Annotated in this window: 16 protein-coding genes; 6 read left to right on the top strand and 10 right to left on the bottom strand. The window is 70.2% G+C overall.

Annotation, left to right across the window (positions count from 1 at the left end; translation table 11 throughout):
- The 3 genes from FLX08_RS41055 to FLX08_RS38675 form a co-directional block, all read left to right on the top strand.
- Positions 1-297, top strand: a 297-nt coding sequence (locus FLX08_RS41055) for an HNH endonuclease signature motif containing protein (protein ID WP_167530749.1), incomplete at its 5' end; no start/stop codon positions are given.
- Positions 298-486: 189 nt separating this feature from the next.
- The gene (locus tag FLX08_RS38680) at positions 487-1,245 is read left to right on the top strand and encodes a glucose 1-dehydrogenase (protein WP_142625229.1); all 759 of its coding nucleotides are present in this window, start codon (positions 487-489) and stop codon (positions 1,243-1,245) included.
- A gap of 16 nt (positions 1,246-1,261) precedes the next feature.
- Entirely contained in the window at positions 1,262-2,353 is a 1,092-nt protein-coding gene (locus tag FLX08_RS38675; RefSeq protein ID WP_142625228.1) for an LLM class flavin-dependent oxidoreductase, read from the top strand.
- Positions 2,354-2,392: 39 nt separating this feature from the next.
- Here FLX08_RS38675 and FLX08_RS38670 read toward each other — a convergent pair whose 3' ends face one another.
- The 8 genes from FLX08_RS38670 to FLX08_RS38635 form a co-directional block, all read right to left on the bottom strand.
- Positions 2,393-2,779 carry an SCO5389 family protein gene (locus tag FLX08_RS38670; RefSeq protein ID WP_142625227.1) on the bottom strand — a complete coding sequence of 129 codons (387 nt, stop codon included), beginning with the start codon at positions 2,777-2,779 and terminating at the stop codon, positions 2,393-2,395.
- Positions 2,780-2,875: 96 nt separating this feature from the next.
- Positions 2,876-3,814: an ATP-binding protein gene (locus FLX08_RS38665; RefSeq protein ID WP_142625231.1), complete on the bottom strand. Its 939-nt coding sequence runs from the start codon at positions 3,812-3,814 to the stop codon at positions 2,876-2,878.
- 84 nt (positions 3,815-3,898) lie between these two features.
- Positions 3,899-5,476: a serine/threonine-protein kinase gene (locus FLX08_RS38660; RefSeq protein ID WP_142625226.1), complete on the bottom strand. Its 1,578-nt coding sequence runs from the start codon at positions 5,474-5,476 to the stop codon at positions 3,899-3,901.
- 63 nt (positions 5,477-5,539) lie between these two features.
- Positions 5,540-5,932 carry an RrF2 family transcriptional regulator gene (locus FLX08_RS38655; protein WP_142625225.1) on the bottom strand — a complete coding sequence of 131 codons (393 nt, stop codon included), beginning with the start codon at positions 5,930-5,932 and terminating at the stop codon, positions 5,540-5,542.
- Between the two features lie 9 nt (positions 5,933-5,941).
- Positions 5,942-6,904 (bottom strand): sulfate/molybdate ABC transporter ATP-binding protein, encoded by a 963-nt coding sequence (locus FLX08_RS38650; RefSeq protein WP_142625224.1) that lies wholly within the window; start codon positions 6,902-6,904, stop codon positions 5,942-5,944.
- Positions 6,894-7,691 (bottom strand): sulfate ABC transporter permease subunit, encoded by a 798-nt coding sequence (locus FLX08_RS38645; protein WP_142625223.1) that lies wholly within the window; start codon positions 7,689-7,691, stop codon positions 6,894-6,896. The genes FLX08_RS38650 and FLX08_RS38645 overlap by 11 nt, the downstream gene beginning before the upstream one ends.
- Positions 7,684-8,508 carry a sulfate ABC transporter permease subunit CysT gene (gene cysT, locus FLX08_RS38640; protein ID WP_208761949.1) on the bottom strand — a complete coding sequence of 275 codons (825 nt, stop codon included), beginning with the start codon at positions 8,506-8,508 and terminating at the stop codon, positions 7,684-7,686. Before cysT ends, FLX08_RS38645 begins: the two co-directional genes overlap by 8 nt.
- Positions 8,509-9,525, bottom strand: a complete 1,017-nt coding sequence (locus tag FLX08_RS38635) for a sulfate ABC transporter substrate-binding protein (protein ID WP_142625222.1) — start codon at positions 9,523-9,525, stop codon at positions 8,509-8,511. It abuts the gene before it with no gap.
- A gap of 225 nt (positions 9,526-9,750) precedes the next feature.
- On the opposite strand from FLX08_RS38635, the gene FLX08_RS38630 reads away from it, so the two are divergent.
- Positions 9,751-10,836, top strand: a complete 1,086-nt coding sequence (locus FLX08_RS38630; RefSeq protein ID WP_142625221.1) for a hypothetical protein — start codon at positions 9,751-9,753, stop codon at positions 10,834-10,836.
- Between the two features lie 17 nt (positions 10,837-10,853).
- Here the strand turns inward: FLX08_RS38630 and FLX08_RS38625 are convergent, their stop codons facing one another.
- Together FLX08_RS38625 and FLX08_RS38620 are read right to left on the bottom strand one after the other, a co-directional pair.
- The gene (locus FLX08_RS38625; RefSeq protein ID WP_142625220.1) at positions 10,854-12,269 is read right to left on the bottom strand and encodes an LCP family protein; all 1,416 of its coding nucleotides are present in this window, start codon (positions 12,267-12,269) and stop codon (positions 10,854-10,856) included.
- Positions 12,270-12,396: 127 nt separating this feature from the next.
- The gene (locus FLX08_RS38620; RefSeq protein ID WP_142625219.1) at positions 12,397-13,410 is read right to left on the bottom strand and encodes a LacI family DNA-binding transcriptional regulator; all 1,014 of its coding nucleotides are present in this window, start codon (positions 13,408-13,410) and stop codon (positions 12,397-12,399) included.
- A 223-nt stretch (positions 13,411-13,633) separates the two neighbouring features.
- On the opposite strand from FLX08_RS38620, the gene FLX08_RS38615 reads away from it, so the two are divergent.
- Positions 13,634-15,394, top strand: coding sequence for an ABC transporter substrate-binding protein (locus FLX08_RS38615; RefSeq protein WP_142625218.1), 1,761 nt, complete (start codon positions 13,634-13,636; stop codon positions 15,392-15,394).
- A 68-nt stretch (positions 15,395-15,462) separates the two neighbouring features.
- A partial coding sequence (locus tag FLX08_RS38610) for an ABC transporter permease (RefSeq protein ID WP_142625217.1) occupies positions 15,463-16,446 on the top strand: 984 nt, incomplete at its 3' end.

The raw sequence follows: 16,446 nt of genomic DNA, 5'->3' as shown, positions 1-16,446 counted from the left end.
GACATGGGCCGCAAGGTCCGCCTGGCCACCCCCGCCCAGCGCAGGGCGGTGTTCGCCCGGTATGCCACCTGCTGGATCGACGGCTGCCCGCTTCCGGCGACCATGTGCCAGATCGACCACGCCGACAACTGGAGCAGCGGCGGGCTGACCGACCTGAAGCTGCTGGGTCCGGCCTGCCAGTTCCACAACCGCGACCGCTACCAGCACCCCGAGCGCTACACCCGCCGCAAAGAAGGCCCCGACCGCTGGGCCTTCACCTACCACCGGATGGGAACAGCCCGGCGACTACGCGAGTGAGGCGAGCGGCGTAGGCGGGCGGCGGTCCGCCCGGTGTTCTGTGACGCCTGTCTGCTGTTTCGGCGACGCTCGCCGGCTGCTCTGCGTCGCTCGTCGGCTGCTTTGGACGCCTGCCGGCTGCTCTGTGACACGGCCGGGAGAGTGACGCGGAGTGAGTCGCTGTGATCGAATCGGGGTGAGGAGGCTGGCATGTCACGGTTCACGGGGAAGTTCGCGGTGGTCACCGGCGCGGCGCGGGGTATCGGCGCGGCGATCGCACGACGGCTGGCCGCGGAGGGGGCGGCGGTGGCCTGCGTGGACCTCACTGCGGACCGGTGCGCCTCGATCGTGGACGAGATCATCGTGACCGGGGGCAGGGCGGTGGCGTTCGGCTGCGACGTCTCCGACAGTGCTCAGGTCGAGGCGCTGGTGCCGGGGGTGATGGCCGAGTTCGGGCAGATCGACGTGCTGGTGAACAATGCCGGGCTGACCCGCGACAACCTGCTGTTCCGCATGTCGGAGGAAGACTGGGACAAGGTCGTCGACGTGAACCTCAAGAGCGTCTTCCTCATGAGCCGGGCCGTCCAGAAGCACATGGTGGAGCAGCGGTCGGGAGCGATCGTCAACATGTCGAGCCGGTCCGCGCTGGGAAACCGGGGCCAGGCCAACTATTCGGCGGCCAAGGCGGGCATCCAGGGGCTCACCGCGACCATGGCGCTCGAGCTGGGCCCGTTCGGCATCCGGGTGAACGCCGTCGCGCCGGGGTACGTCGCGACGCCGATGACCGAGGCGACGGCCGTGCGGCTGGGAGTGACGCCGGAGGAGCACCAGGCCACGATGGCGCAGGCCGTGCCGTTGCGGCGGGTCGGCCAGCCGACCGAGATCGCGTCCGTGGTGGCGTTCTTCGCCTCCGACGACGCGTCGTACGTCACCGGCCAGACCCTCTACGTCAACGGTGGCCCCCGGTAGGGCCGCGCCCGCCAGCATGAGGATCGGCGTCTTCCTGGTCGCGGCGGGCTTCCCGGGCATGGCGCCGGGGGACGTGCTGCGCGGCACGACGGAGGCGATCGAGGCCGCCGAACGGGCCGGGTTCGACGATGCCTGGATCGCCGAGCACCACTTCATGTCGTACGGCGTGTGCCCGTCGGCGGTGACGCTGGCGGCCGTGGCGCTGGGCCGGACCTCGCGGATCACGGTGGGGACGGCGGTCAGCGTGCTGTCGGCGCAGCATCCGGTCGCGCTGGCGGAGCAGGCGGCGATTCTCCACCATGTGTCGGACGGCAGGTTCCGGCTCGGTGTGGGGCGTGGCGGGCCGTGGCTGGAGCTGGAGGTCTTCGGGACCGGTGTGACGAGGTTCGAGCGGGGTTTCCCGGAATCGCTCGACCTGCTGTGCACGGCACTGAACGGCGGGCGGGTGGCGGCGGACGGCGAGTTCTTCCGGTTCAGGGAGGTCTCGATGGTCCCGCAGGCCCGGATGTCGCCGGTCGTCGCCTGCACGTCGGACGGCACGGTCCGGCTCGCCGCGGAACGGGGACTGCCCATGCTGCTCGGCATGCACATCGGCGACGAGGAGAAGGCGGAGATGATCGCCTCCTACGACACGTACGCCGCCTGCCGGGCGGAAGCGACGGGCCCGGCGGCGCACGTCGGCGCCGCGCTCGGCTACGTGGCGGACACCACCGAGCAGGCCGTACGGGAGATGCGGGAGTCGCTGCCGCGCTGGCTCGAGCCGGGGCTGGCCGGCTACGTGCCCGTGGACGGCCGGCCGCCGCCGCGACGGAACATCCCGGAGTATGTGGACCTGCTGTGCCGGATCCATCCGGTGGGCTCGGCGGAGCACTGTGTTGAGAAGATCGCGACCACGGCCGCGCGGACCGGGCTGCGGCATCTCATCCTGATGGTCGAGGGCGCCGGAGACCACGCGCGGACGCTGGAGAACATCGCACGCCTCGGCGCCGAGGTGCTTCCAGCCGTGCGGGAGAGAGCCGTGCGAGAGGGAGCCGTGCGAGAGGGAACCGTGCGAGAGGGAGCCGTGCGAGAACAAGTCGTCCGAGAGCGAGGCCCGGGGGCGGCGTGAACCGGAGCGCCGCCCCCGGGCCAGAGGTGATCAGCAGGATCAGCAGTCGACCAGTTCGGGGCTCTGGTTCAGGATCTGGGCGCGGGGAGTGACGAACTCCCGGTATGCCTCGGTGGCGTCCGGGCGGAAGACCGCGACGCGGTGGCAGTTCTGGAAGGCCAGCCGTACGCCGAAGTGCCTTTCGAGGGCGCCGCGCATCGCGTCGCTGGCCAGGCAGCGCAGCAACTGACCGCGAGCGGTCTCGTCGGGCGGCGGCACCTGGTTGTCGGCGAAGTCGGCGCCGGACCGGTCCCGCCGCTCCACCAGCGCGGTGATCGTCGCCCAGGCGTACGGCAGCGAGTCGCGGACGCAGGCGACGAACGCCGCGTCGTCCACCTCACCGGCACGGGCCTGGTCGAGCAGGTCGTTGGACACGGACAGCGACATGAGCTGTTCTCCTCTCGGCGTCTGCTCAGAGAGCGGGGACGCAGTTGACGGTAGATCGAACACCGTGGTCCTCCATCTGGCGCGGAGGCGACACGTTCATGAGGCGGCGACGGCGGGGCCGTACACGAAGCCGGGGTCGATCTGCGCGGCCAGGTCCTCTCCGGTGGCGCGGTCGGCCCACGCGCGGGCGTTCCTGATGTGGAACTCCGCCGCCTGCCTGCCGAACTTCGGCCAGTCCTTGGGCTGCGCGTCGAGCCGGTCGAGCATGGTGGCGAGGGCCAGGTGGGCGGCGGGCTCCAGGTCGTCGAGCGTGAAGGGCCGGCCCTGCTCCATGCCGCGGACGGCGGGGGAGTGGCCGAACCAGGTCAGCAGGTCGTCGCCGACGTGCTCGCGGAGGAAGTCGACATCCTCCGGCGAGTGGACCTTGTTGCCCAGTACGGCGATCGCGACGTCGAACCCCGCAGCGTGGTCGCGGTATTGCCGGTAGACGCTCACCCCCTGACGCGTCGGCTCCGCCACCAGGAAGATGAGGTCGAAACGGGTGAACAGCCCGGAGGCGAAGGAGTCGGCCCCCGCGGTCATGTCCACCACGACGTACTCGCCGTGGCCGTCGACCAGGTGGTTGAGATAGAGCTCCACCGCGCCCAGCTTCGAGTGGTAGCAGGCGACGCCGAGGTCGTCCTCCTCAAAGGGGCCGGTGACCATGAGCGAGACGCCCTCGGCGGAGCAGGAGGGGAAGAACGGGTCTCCCAGCCGGACCAGTCGCGAGCCGCGCCCGGGCGGGGTGGTCTTCACCATGGACGCCGCGCCGCGGATCAGCGGATTGTCACCGCGCAGGTAGTCCTTGATCTCGGTCAGCATCCCGCCCAGCGGCGGAGGGTGCTCGGCCGGGTCCACACCCAGGACCAGGCCGAGGTGCTGGTTGATGTCGGCGTCGATCGCGACGACCGGCCCTCTCCGCGTCGCGTACCTCGCGAACAGCGACGACAACGTGGTCTTGCCGCTTCCGCCCTTGCCGACGAACGCCACCCGCATCATGGCCCCCGATCAGAAATGAAAACCGTTGTCACTTTCACTGTGCGTCATCATGACACACACGGCGGAGCGTGCGGGTGGATTTCAGGCCGCGGTCGGCGACGGCGTGGTCGGCGAGGGCGTGGTCGGCGACGGCGTGGCCGACGGCGGCTGGAAGAGCGCGAGCACTCTGACGAGCGTGGGCCGCAGGGCGTCCCAGCCGGCGGCGGGGGTGGTCCAGGTGAGCACGCTCGTCGCCGTGGCCGTGGAGATCACGCGGCGATACTGGTGATACTCCACTCCCTTGGCCAGGTGGTCCCGCGCCGACGCCTTGCGTGGGGTCCAGGTGAACTCCCAGTCGGCGGAAGGGCCGTGCTCGCCGTTCACGGTGCGTAGCCGCAGTTTGCGATAGGTCTTGGCGTCCGGACGGAGAATCTCCTCCGCCTCGCCGAGCGCTGCCAGGGGATCGGTGCCCTGCTGCGCGGTCACCTCGACCGTGAACACCGCCCCGCCGTCACGCGAGCGCCAGGAGATCGAGTAGGGCCCGTCCTCGCGGCTCCAGCCGCGGGGCACACCGGCCCGCCAACCGGCGTCGGACGTGTGCCACTTCAGCTTCAGCCGCGGCGCGGGCTGCCCAGTGGCCGGCACCGACGCCGGCGCCGAGGCCGAGGGGGAGACCGACGGGGAGACGGAGACCGACGCGGCGGGGGAGGCGGCCGCCCCGGCCGGGGTGGCCTTGCCGGGCCGCAGCCCCGCCCACCCTCCGACGGCCCAGCCCCCCACCGCGCAGACGACGAGCACGGCCGCCGCGATCCCCGTGACAAGACGCGCACGGCCCCGGCGTACGGGCCGAGGCGGAGCGGGCGGCTCGATCTCGGCGAGCAGGCGGTCGGCGGTCTCCGCGTCGATCCGCCGCCTGGGCTCCCGGGCCAGCAGCCCGGCGAGCACCGCGCGCAGCTCCCCGGGCACCTCCTCCGGCTGTCCCTGTACGGGCGGCCTGCCCGTGACGGCCGTGTGGAGGGTGGCGCCCAGCGACCACAGGTCGGCGGCGACCGTGGGCGGCCCGCCCGCGGCCCGTTCCGGGGCGAGGTACGCCTCGGCGCCACGACCGGCGCCACGACCGGCGCCACGACCGGCGCCACGACCGGCGGCAGAGTCGGCCGAAGAGCCGGCGGCAGAGTCGGCGGCAGAGCCGGGCACCGACACGCCGAAATCGGCGAGCACCACGCGTCCGTCGTGTGCGAGGAGCACGTTGGCGGGCCGGACGTCGCCGTGCCGTACGCCGGCGGCGTGGGCGTGGGTGAGCGCGGACAGCACCGTGCGGGCGATCCGCGCGGCCTCGGCCGGGGGCAGCGGCCCGTCGCCGGAGACCACCCCGTCGAGCGAGCGCGACGGGACCAGCTCCGTCACGACATAGAGGGCGCCGTCCTCGTCGGCCACGTCATAGACGGCGGCGATGTGGGGGTGACGCAGCCGTCCGGCCTGGCGGGCCTCACGGGAGATCCGCTGGACGAGCCGCAACCGTGCGGTCTCGCTCAGGCTCGGGGGCAGCAGGACCTCGCGGATCGCGACGGGCCGGTCGAGCAGCGTGTCGCTGCCCTCCCACACCAGCCCGGAGCGGCCGTGACCGAGGGCGCGGACCAGCCGGTATCGCCTGACGATGAGCTGCCCAGCAGTACCCATCCCGCCTGCCTCTACGCCCCGGCACGTTCCACCTGAATGTGGAGTCTTCCACAACTATCGGGATCAGAGGGGTGGAAGTGAACCGGCCGCGATGTGGGCGAGCGTGACCTCGGTGAGCGTCGCCTGTTCGTGGTCGCGCAGTGCCGTCCAGACGTCGCCGAGGGGCTCGGCGACCCCGTGGAACCCCTCGCTGTCCGGGGGCGCCCCCTCCATGATGAGGACGACGTCGGCGAGCGTGATCTGCTCGGCGGGCCGGGCCAGCCAGTAGCCGCCGTCGGGCCCGCGCTGGCTGTGGATGAGGCCGGCCCGCCGCATCTGCAGCAGGATGTTGTCGAGAAACCGCCGCGGAATGCGCTGCGCGGCCGCGATCCGCTCGGCCGGGACCGGCCCCGGCGCCGCCGCGGCCAGTTCGGCGGCGGCGCGCAGGGCGTATTGGGTCCTAACGGAAAGCCGCATTTCTCACAGTCACAGCGCGAGGGCCAGGGACCGGGCGCCGGGGACGGGCCGCAGATGGATGGTGTCGCCCGGCCCGAGACCGAGCCGGTCGGCCTGCTCCCGCGTGACCTGGACCCAGGCGTCGTGCCCGCCGACCTTCACCTCCACGCGCACCTCGAAGCCGAGCCGTACGACGCGGGAGACCACGGCGGGCGAGCCGCCTTCGACGGGGCCGGGGCTGATCTCGATGTCGTGCGGGCGCACCAGGCTGCCGCCGATCTCGGTGACCGGGCCCAGGAAGCGCATCACGAACGGGTTGGCCGGGTTGTCGTACACCTCGCCGGGGCTGCCGGCCTGCACGACCTCGCCCCCGGCCAGCACCACGATCGTGTCGGCGACCTCGATGGCCTCCTCCTGGTCGTGGGTGACGAACACGGTGGTGACGTGGACCTCGTCGTGCAGCCGGCGCAGCCATGTCCGCAGTTCCTTGCGCACCTGCGCGTCGAGCGCGCCGAACGGTTCGTCCAGCAGCAGCACCTGGGGCTCCACAGCGAGGGCCCGGGCCAGGGCCATGCGCTGGCGCTGGCCCCCCGACAGCTGTGAGGGGTAGCGGTCGGCCAGTTTCTCCAGGTGGACGAGCTCCAGCAGCTCCATGACGCGCTTGCGGATCTCGGCCTTGGGCCGCTTGCGGATCTCCAGACCGAAGGCCACATTGCGGAAGACCGTGAGGTGCTTGAAGGCGGCGTAGTGCTGGAACACGAAGCCGACGTTGCGCCGCTGCGGGGACAGCCGGGTGGCGTCGACGCCGGAGATCCGCACCGTGCCGGTGTCGGGCCGCTCCAGGCCGGCGATCACGCGCAGCAGCGTCGACTTCCCTCCGCCGCTCGGGCCGAGCAGGGCGGTGAGCGACCCCGCGGCGACGTCGAGCGACACGTCGTGCAGGACGGGCGTCGTCCCGAACGACTTGTTCACGTCGCGTACCTCAATTGCCATCGATGCGATCCTTCGGGCGCAGGAGCTTGGTGAGCAGCAGGGTGACCACGGCGATCAGGGCGAGGGCCGTGGCGGCGGCGAACGCGGCCGGCTGGTCGAAGTTCTGGAACCGCTCCTCCACGAACAGCGTCAGCGTCTGGGTCTGGTCCACGAGGCGGCCGGAGACCACCGCGACCGCGCCGTACTCGCCGAGCGAACGGGCCAGGCAGAGCACGATGCCGTAGCCGAGGGCCCAGCGGATGCCGGGGAGCGTGATGCGGACGAACGTCTGGAGGCGGCTCGCCCCCAGCGTGTGCGCGGCCTGCTCCTGCTCGTCGCCGAGCTCCTCCAGGACCGGCACGATGGCCCGTACGACGAGGGGCAGCGCCACGAACACCGTGGCCAGCACCATGCCGGGGGTGGAGAAGATCACCTGGATCCCCCAGCTCTCCAGCAGGCCGCCGAAGGGGGCGAACCGGCCGTACACGAGGATGAGCGCGAGCCCGACGACGACCGGCGAGACGGCCATCGGCAGGTCGATGAACGCCCCCAGCAGCTGCTTACCGGGGAACTGGTGCCGGACGAGCAGGATCGCGGTGACGACCCCGAAGACCGTGTTGGCCACGACCGCCCATCCGGCGACCGTCAGCGTGACCTTGAACGCGTGCAGGGCCGACGGGGAGGTCAGGGCCTCGACGAACGGCGCCAGGCCGTCGCCGAACGTCCGCCAGATGATCAGGATCACGGGCAGGACCAGCAGGAACAGGACGTAGGCGACGGCGACCAGGCGCAGGGCGTGCTTAGCCACGGCGCCTCCCCCAGCGTTGCAGGACGTCGAGGGAGACCAGCGCGACCAGGGCCACCACGAGCAGGACCGTCGAGATCGCGGCCGCGCCGGTCGTGTTGTCGCCCTCGATCTGGCTGAAGATGTTCACCGCCGCCACCTGTGTCTTGAACGGCAGGTTGCCCGAGATGAGCACGGTCGAGCCGAACTCGGAGATCGCCCGGGTGAAGGCGAGTGCGGTGCCGGACAGCATCGCGGGGACCAGGTTCGGCAGGATGACCCGGCGGAAGGTCTGGAACGGCCCCGCGCCGAGAGAGGCCGCCGCCTGCTCCATCTCCGTGTCGAGCTCCAGCAGCACCGGCTGCACCGTACGGACGACGAACGGCAGGGTGACGAACATCAGCGCCAGCACCACTCCGGCCCTGCTGTAGGCGAGGTTGATCCCGAGGGGGGACTGCGGGCCGTACAACGCGAGCAGGACGAGACCGGCGACGATGGTCGGCAGCGCGAACGGCAGGTCGATGATCGTGTCGAGCACCCGACGGCCGGGGAAGCGGTCGCGGACCAGCACCCAGGCGATCGCCGTGCCCATGACCAGGTTGATCAGGGCGACGAGCGCGGAGGCGCCGATGGTCAGGGTGAGCGCCGCCCAGGCGTCGGGGGTGGTGACGGAGCGCCAGAAATACCCGGGCCCCTGGTCGGCCGAGCGCCAGACGACGGCGGCCAGCGGAATCAGCACGATCAGGCTCAGGTAGATGACCGCGACGCCGAGGCCGGCGGCGGTGCCGCCGGCCAGGCGCCGGGCAGGTCGTACGGTGATCGCGGTCACTTCTCGCGTCACTTACTTCTCGGTGGCCACGCCGAGCTTGCGCTCGATCTCCGCGACCTTGCCGGTCTTCGAGTCGAAGAACTCAGACGTGATCTTGTCCCAGCCGCCGAGGTCCTGGATCGTGAACAACTGCGGCGGTGTCACCCAGTTGAAGCCGGTGACACCGTCGATCACCGGGCGGTAGCCGTTCTTCGCGAAGATCGTCTGGGCTTCGGTGGTGTAGAGGTACTTCAGGAAGGCCTGGGCCTCCTTGGGGTGGGCGCTGGTCTTCGTCACGGCCACCGGGTTCTCGATGAGGAGCGTCGCGTCCGGGATGGTGTAGTCCAGCTCCTGGCCGTTCTGCTGGGCGAAGATGGCCTCGTTCTCGTACGTGAGGAGCGCGTCGCCCTTGCCGCCGGCGAAGGTCTGCAGCGCCTTGCGGCCGCTGTCGTCCTGGACCGGCACGTTCTTGAGCAGCGCGTCGAGGTAGGCGATCCCGGCCGCCTGGTCGGCGCCCTTGTTCGACTTGGCGCCGTAGCCCGCGAGGAGGTTCCAGCGCGCGGCGCCGGAGGTGAAGGGGTTGGGGGTGAGCACCTCGACCCCCGGCTTGACGAGGTCGTCCCAGGTCTTGAGGCCCTTCGGGTTGCCCTTGCGGGTGCCGATGACGACGACGGAGTCGGTGAGGATCCCCTTGGTGGGGCCGGAGTTCCAGTCCTCCGCGACGATGCCGGCCTTCACGAGCCGGGTGATGTCGGTCTCCAGAGAGAACTCGACGATGTCCGCCTTGAGGCCGTTCGCCACGGCGCGGCTCTGGTCGCCGGACGCGCCGTACGACTGGGTGAAGGTGATGTTCTTGCCCTCGGGCGTCTGCTGGAACGCCTTGATGACGTCCTCGAACGCCGCCTGCGGGGTGGAGTAGGCGACCAGCGCCAACTGCACCTTGCCTCCGCCGTCGCCCCCGCCGGCGTTGTCGTCTCCCCCGCAGGCGGTGACCAGGGTGGTCGTCGCCACGACGGCGGCTGCGATGGCCCCGAGCCTGCGCACTCTCATGCCTGTCCTCTATTCCGGAGATTCCTACCAAGTCAGTCGGATTAGTCGATATTAAAGACCGTTCCAGCAATCCCGTCAAGTCCGATGGGTTTGCTCGGGTTGTTACGGCTGTGACAAATCTGTCTCCAGTGATTGTTGTGAAATTTCCAGACAGGACGTGTCGACCAGTGCTAGGAACGTTCGCTATTGGGACACGACCCAAAAGTTCACTGAGGAAGGACCTTCATGCGCGACCCGGTCACCGAGGACGCCTACGAGCAGGACGGCTCCTACATCCGGCCGTATATCCCGGGGGAAGGCCAGTACGGCGGGGAGGGAGACCGGTTCTGGTCCGAGGAGCAGGACGAACACGTGCTCGGCGGCGCGCCGGGCGAACAGGGCGACGTGTTGTCGGAGGACTGGCGGCCTGACCAGCCCGCCCAGACCCCCGCCGACCACGCCGACCAGGATGACTACGCCGCCGGACGCATCCCACGGTTCCGGTCCGACGAGGAGCCGGTGGGCGGTGAGGAGTACGGCGGCGAGGAGTACGGCAGCGAGTACGCGGGCGGCGAGGAGTACGGGCGCACCGAGTACGCGGGCGGCAGCGAGTATGCGGGCGGCACCGAGTATGCGGGCGGCAGGGAGTACGCGGGCGACGGTGACACCGACCCCCGCGGTTTCCTCGGCTCCGGCTGGCGCAACGCCCCGGACGAGGATGACGACGACGAGCGTCCGCGGCGCGGCGGGCTGCTGCTGCGCGGAGGTCTGATCGCCGTCGGCGCTCTGGGCGTGATCTGGGCGCTGGCGCTGTGGGTCGGCTCCGGGGACGAGTGCGCGGGCGGCACGGACTGCGCCGCCAAGGCGGGCACGGCCGCGACGGCCCCGGCCTCGCCGGCCGCCGATGACGCCGCGGCCGGGGAGTCCGACGCGGTGCCTACCGACGAGCCCGTCGACGAGCCGACCGACGAGCCGACCGACGCGGTGCCGACCGACGGCCCCACGTCGGCGCCCACCCGCACGCGGCCCGCGACGTCCGAAACCTCGGCGCCCACGGCCTCGTCCGCGCCCACCAACGCGTCGCGGTCCCGCGCGCAGGACCCCGGCTCCCGGGGCGACGACACCCCGCGCCCGTCGCGGTCACGGGTGGCGGTCGACACCAATGACCGGTCGTCGGCGGGCGACCGGTCGGACGAGCAGACCTCGGGGACGGACACCGGGGCCGACACGGCTCCCGCCACCGACCCGGCCACCGAGCAGCCGGCGCCGGCTCCCACGCAGCAGTCGTCGGGCGGCCGGGGCGGCGGCCTGTTCGGCTGGCTCTTCGGTTAGGAGTCAGGCACGGCTGGTCAGCTGGCCGTGCAGCTGTCCTGAGTAGCGTCGAAGCCCTCCACGTCGTCGAGCGTCCTGGGGGGCTTCATCCCCTGCCAGTCGGCCCCGATCCCGAGGATGAGGGTCTGCGTGGTGCCCGTGCGCACCAGGCGCGACCGCGACTTCTTGAGCTCCCGGAACAGCCGGGACGCGCGGCTCTCGCCGTTCGAGGAGTACGCGACGACGGTCTTGGCGTACGGCCTGGGCGCCTGCTCGACCTTGACGATGTGGTAGCCGCGCTGCTCCAGCTCGGCGGCCACCTGCGTGCCGAGCCCCTGCTGCCCGCTGCCGTTGCGCACCAGGATGTGGATCTGCGACTTGGGGATCTTCTGCTCGCCGCTCTTGACGTTCTTGGCGATCTGGTCGGCGGCGACCATCTTGAACAGCCGCTGGGCCTGCGGCTGCACCCACTCCACCCGTCCGGGGTTGGTGATCGAGTAGCGCCAGGGGGTGGTGACGAAGCGGATCTGCCCGGCGGTCAGGCCCTTCGCGCTCATCGCGAGGTCCTTCATCACGCCGATCGTGAGGTCGGGGTCGGTGGTGATCGACTTGGTCACCGCGTCGAGGAACCCGAACAGCGTCGTGGGGTTGGTCAGCGTCTCGCCGCTCATGGCCTTCTTGGCCATCGAGGCGAGGAACATCTGCTGGCGCTGGATGCGGCCGATGTCGGAGCCGTCGCCGAGCGAGTAGCGGGCGCGGACGTATCCGAGCGCCTGCTCGCCCTTCAGGGTCTGCCTGCCGGCGGGCAGGTCGAGCAGCGCCTTCGTGTCGTGGACGGCCTGCGGCAGGCAGACCTGCACGCCGCCGAGCGCGTTCACCATCGCCTTGAAGCCGGTGAAGTCCACCTTCACGAAGTGGTCGATGTGAATGTCGGTGAGGCCCTCGATCGTCTTCCAGGTGCAGGCGATGCCACCGGAGTTGAACGATTCGTTGATCATCCCGATGTGCGGCCGCTGACCCGGCAGGTTGCCCCTGGCCGGGCAGGCGGGGAGGCGGACGAGTGAGTCGCGCGGGAAGCTGATCAGCACCGCGCCGTCCCGGTTCGGGGAGATGTGCGCCACGATGATCGTGTCGGTGCGCTCGCCGGGGAACTTGCCATATTTGGCGTTCGCGCCGTTGCGCTGGTCCGAGCCCACGATCAGCACGTTGAGCGCCTTGCTGATCTTCTGCGGGCGGGCCTTGCCCCCGAGGTCCTTCTGGGTCACCGTCTCGTGCTTGACGTTGCCGCTCAGCTTGACGTACCCGCCGACGGCGAAGGTGGCGGCGCCGGTGAGCACGCCCAGCGCTCCCGACAGCGTGACCCATAGCCATGGCCGCCATTTGGGCGGCGTCCGTGGCGGCGGCGCCGGGAGGTCCTCCGCCGGGGGCGCGGGACGGACGTCGACGTGACCCACTGTCGTGCTCCTGAGGGTCGGACCAGGCGTTTCTCACCAGGTCGAGAGCCAGTAGCGGCAAACGGGGCAAGTGTAGCGATCTCCCCTGAACGTCACCTTTAGAACCCGACAACCTCCGTGTCGGAGGCTAGGCGGGTGGCGCCGTGCTGCCGCGGGTGGTCAGGCGCGGCGCCTCGTCCTCCAGGGGTTTCGCCTCGACGCCGTCGATCAGCGCGAGCAGCCGCTGCGCCGCGTGCGCGCCGTACGCCGGGATGTCGCGGGTGAGCACGGTCAGCGGCGGACGGACGACCTGGCAGAGCGGGGAGTCGTCCCAGGCGACGATGGAGAGGTCGGCCGGCACGTCGAGCCGCATCTCCTGGGCGACCGACAGCCCGGCCACGGCCATGATGTCGTTGTCGAAGACGATCGCCGTGGGCCGCTCGGGCGAGCTGAGCAGCCGCCGGGTGGCCCGCGCGCCCTCCTCGCCCGTGTAGTCGGTGTGCACGATCGGGCAGGCGTCCAGCCCGAGGTCCGCGCAGACCTCGCCGAACGCCCGGTCGCGGATCGCCGTGTGCGACAGCCGGGGCAGCCCGGCGACGCGGGCGATCCGCCGGTGCCCGAGCGCGACGAGATATTCCACCGTCTCGCGTACGGCCGCGCGGTCGTCGGCCCAGACCGACACGAGCGATCCGGCGGCGGAGGGGTGCCCGAGGACGACGACGGGCATGCCCATCTCCTCCACCTGCGGCACGCGGGAGTCGTCGAGGTGGAGGTCGACGAGGATCGCGCCGTCCACGCGGCCCTCTCCCCACCAGCGGCGGTAGACGCCCATCTCGGCCTCGTGGTCGCCGACCACCTGGAGCAGCAGCGCGTAGGAGCGGGCGGACAGCTCCGCCTCGATGCCGCTGATCAGCTCCATGAAGAACGGCTCGACGCCGAGGAACCGGGCGGGCCGGCACAGGGCGAGGCCCACGGCGTGCGCGCGGGCGCCGTTGAGCGCCCTGGCCGCGATGTTCGGGCGCCAGCCGATCTCGTTCGCGATGGCCAGGATGCGGGCCCTGGTGGCTTCCGACACCCCCGGCTGGCCGTTCAGGGCGTACGAGACCGCGCCCTTGGAGACTCCCGCCTGCCGTGCGATGTCCGCGATGGTCGGTCTTCTCACGTGTCCCCTCGGCTGAACCGGTCCAGTGACCCTCACCTTACTACCGTTACTTTGCCTACATCTTCCCCTATTGACACCGGCGACATCGGGATTTTACGGTCTCGGTACTTATCCGGTTCAGCACCTACGGCGCAGCGAGGCGAGCGGTGCGGACCGCAGATCATCGGGGCCTGGCAGGGATTGCGGACCCCGCGCGGTGTCGCGTGGGGGAAGGAGAGTCACCATGCGAAACCGAACGCGGTTTCTGATACCGGTGCTGGCGGCCGGCCTGTTAAGCGCGGCGTGCTCGGGCGGCGGAGGGTCGTCCACGCCGACCGGCCCGGCGGCCGGCGGCGAGGCCGCGCCCGCGGGCGGCGGCGGCGGGGCGTTCCCCCGCAACGAGACCCTCTACACCAGCGGCACCCAGTGGGGGCCGCCCGCCAACTGGAACCCGCTGCGCGAATGGGACTTCGCCACCGGCACCAAGGGCCTGGTCTACGAGACGCTGTTCATGTACGACCCCAACACCGACAAGTTCACGCCGTGGCTGGCCGAGAGCGGCGACTGGACCGGAGAGCTGGAGTACACGCTCAAGCTGCGCAAGGGCATCACGTGGTCGGACGGCAAGCCGTTCACCGCCGACGACGTGATCTTCACGTTCGAGCTCGGCAAGATGGAGACCGTCCCCTACCACCCGCTCTGGGACTGGATGAAGAGCGCCGAGAAGGTCGACGACTACACGATCACGTTCACCTTCGCCACGGCGAACCACCAGGAGTGGGCCAACCACCTCTACAGCCGGGCCATCGTCCCCAAGCACCTGTGGGAGGGGCGGTCCGAGGACGAGGTGATGAACGGGGTCAACGAGAAGCCCGTCGGCACCGGCCCGTACGCCTACCAGTCGCACGACCAGGACCGCATGGTCTGGGTCAAGCGCGACGGCTGGTGGGCCACGAAGGCGCTGAACAAGGACGTCAAGCCCAAGTACATCGTCGACATCGTCAACTCCAGCAACGAGGTCGCGATGGGCCTGCTGCTGCAGAAGGGCCTCGACCTCAGCAACAACTTCCTGCCCGGCATCGCCAACCTGGTGAAGGGCGACTTCGGCATCAAGACCTTCTACGACCAGGCGCCGTACATGCTGCCGGCGAACACCACCTGGATGTGGTTCAACACCGCGAAGAAGCCGATGGACGACAAGGAGTTCCGCAAGGCGGTCGCCTACGCCATCGACACCAAGAAGATCGTCGAGGGTGTCTACGGCAACCTGGTCAAGGCGTCCGACCCGTCCGGCCTGCTGCCGCAGTGGGACAAGTACGTCGACAAGAACGTCACCTCGACGCTCGGCTTCTCCTACAACCCCGACAAGGCCAAGCAGCTGCTCGCCGACGCCGGCTACAAGGACCGCAACGGCGACGGGCTGGTGGAGTCGCCGAGCGGCGCCAAGATCTCGCTGAAGCTGATCGTGCCCGCCGGGTGGACCGACTGGATGGAGGCGGCCCGGGTCATCAGCTCCAGCGCCAAGGCCGCCGGCATCGACATCGAGGCCGACTTCCCGGACTACAACGCGCTCGTCGACGTGCGCAACCAGGGCAAGTTCGACCTTGTCCTGAACAACGACAAGCAGCTCGCGAACACCCCCTGGCTGTACTACGACTACCTGTTCCGGCTGCCGGTGCAGAAGCTGCAGAGCACGACGAACTACGGCCGGTACGAGAACAAGCGGGCGTGGGAGCTCACGCAGCAGCTCGACCAGGTCAAGCCCGAGGACGTCGAGGGCATGAAGAAGATCACCTCGGAGCTGCAGAAGATCCAGCTTGAGGACATGCCGGTCGTCCCGCTCTGGTACAACGGCCTGTGGTCCCAGACCACCGGCTCGACCTGGAAGAACTGGCCCAGCAGCGCGTCGAACGCGCCGAAGTACCCGCCGACCGTGTGGCGCAACTGGCTGGAGATGGGCGGCACGCTCATGCTCACCGAGCTCCAGCCGGCCTCCGGAGGCTGATCTTCCCGCGCCCCCCTTCCACTCCTGCGTAGGGGAGGGGGGCGCCGTTCCGCGACCGGGAGGTCGAATTGCGCCGCTATTTCGGCAGAAAACTTCTCATCTACGGCCTGACGTTCTTCGTGGCCGTGACCATCAACTGGATGATCCCGCGGTTCATGCCGGGCGACCCCGTGTCGAGCATGCTCTCGCGGGCCAACGTCGCCCAGCCTGCGGCCGTCGAGGCCATGTGGACGCACTACACCGCGATGTTCGGCTTGGACCTGCCGCTGTGGCAGCAGTACCTCAACTTCTGGGGCTCGCTGCTCAAGGGCGACCTCGGCATCAGCATCTGGCTGTTCCCGACGCCGGTGTCCGACGTCATCGTCCGGGCGGTGCCGTACACGCTGGGCCTGCTGATCCCGTCCATCCTGCTCAGCTGGGTCGCGGGCAACCGGTTCGGCGCGTTCGCCGCGCGGCGCAAGTGGCTCGACAACACGGTGCTGCCCGTCGGCTACGTGCTGACGGCCACGCCGTACATGTGGCTGGCGATCCTGCTGGCCTGGGCGCTCGGCATCGTCGCGGGCGTGTTCCCGGTCGCCGGGGCGTACGGCTTCGACCTGCAGCCGTCCCTGTCGTGGACGTTCGTCGGCAGCCTCGCCGAGCACTGGTTCCTCCCGTTCGCCTCGCTGTTCCTGGTCGCGTTCGGCGGCTGGGCCATCGGCATGCGCAACATGATCATCTATGAGCTGGAGGCGGACTACGTCGACTACCTGCGGGCGCTCGGCGCTCCGGCGCGGCTGGTGCGGCGCTACGCCTTCAGGAACGCGATCCTGCCCCAGGTGACCGGCCTGGCCCTGCAACTCGGCGTGCTCGTGGCGGGCGCGCTGGTCACCGAAATCGTCTTCAGTTATCCGGGGCTGGGGCACCTGATCCTCCAGGCCATCCAGAACCAGGACTTCTTCCTGCTGCAGGGCACCTTCCTGTTCATCGTCGTCGGCGTGCTGATCGCCAACTTCGTCATCGACATCGCGTACGTCCTGGTGGACCCGCGCACCAGGACGGGGATGGGGGAA

Source organism: Microbispora hainanensis (genome assembly GCF_006874475.1).
GTDB classification, from domain to species: domain Bacteria; phylum Actinomycetota; class Actinomycetes; order Streptosporangiales; family Streptosporangiaceae; genus Microbispora; species Microbispora hainanensis.
This window is presented reverse-complemented; position numbering and strand designations above follow the sequence as displayed.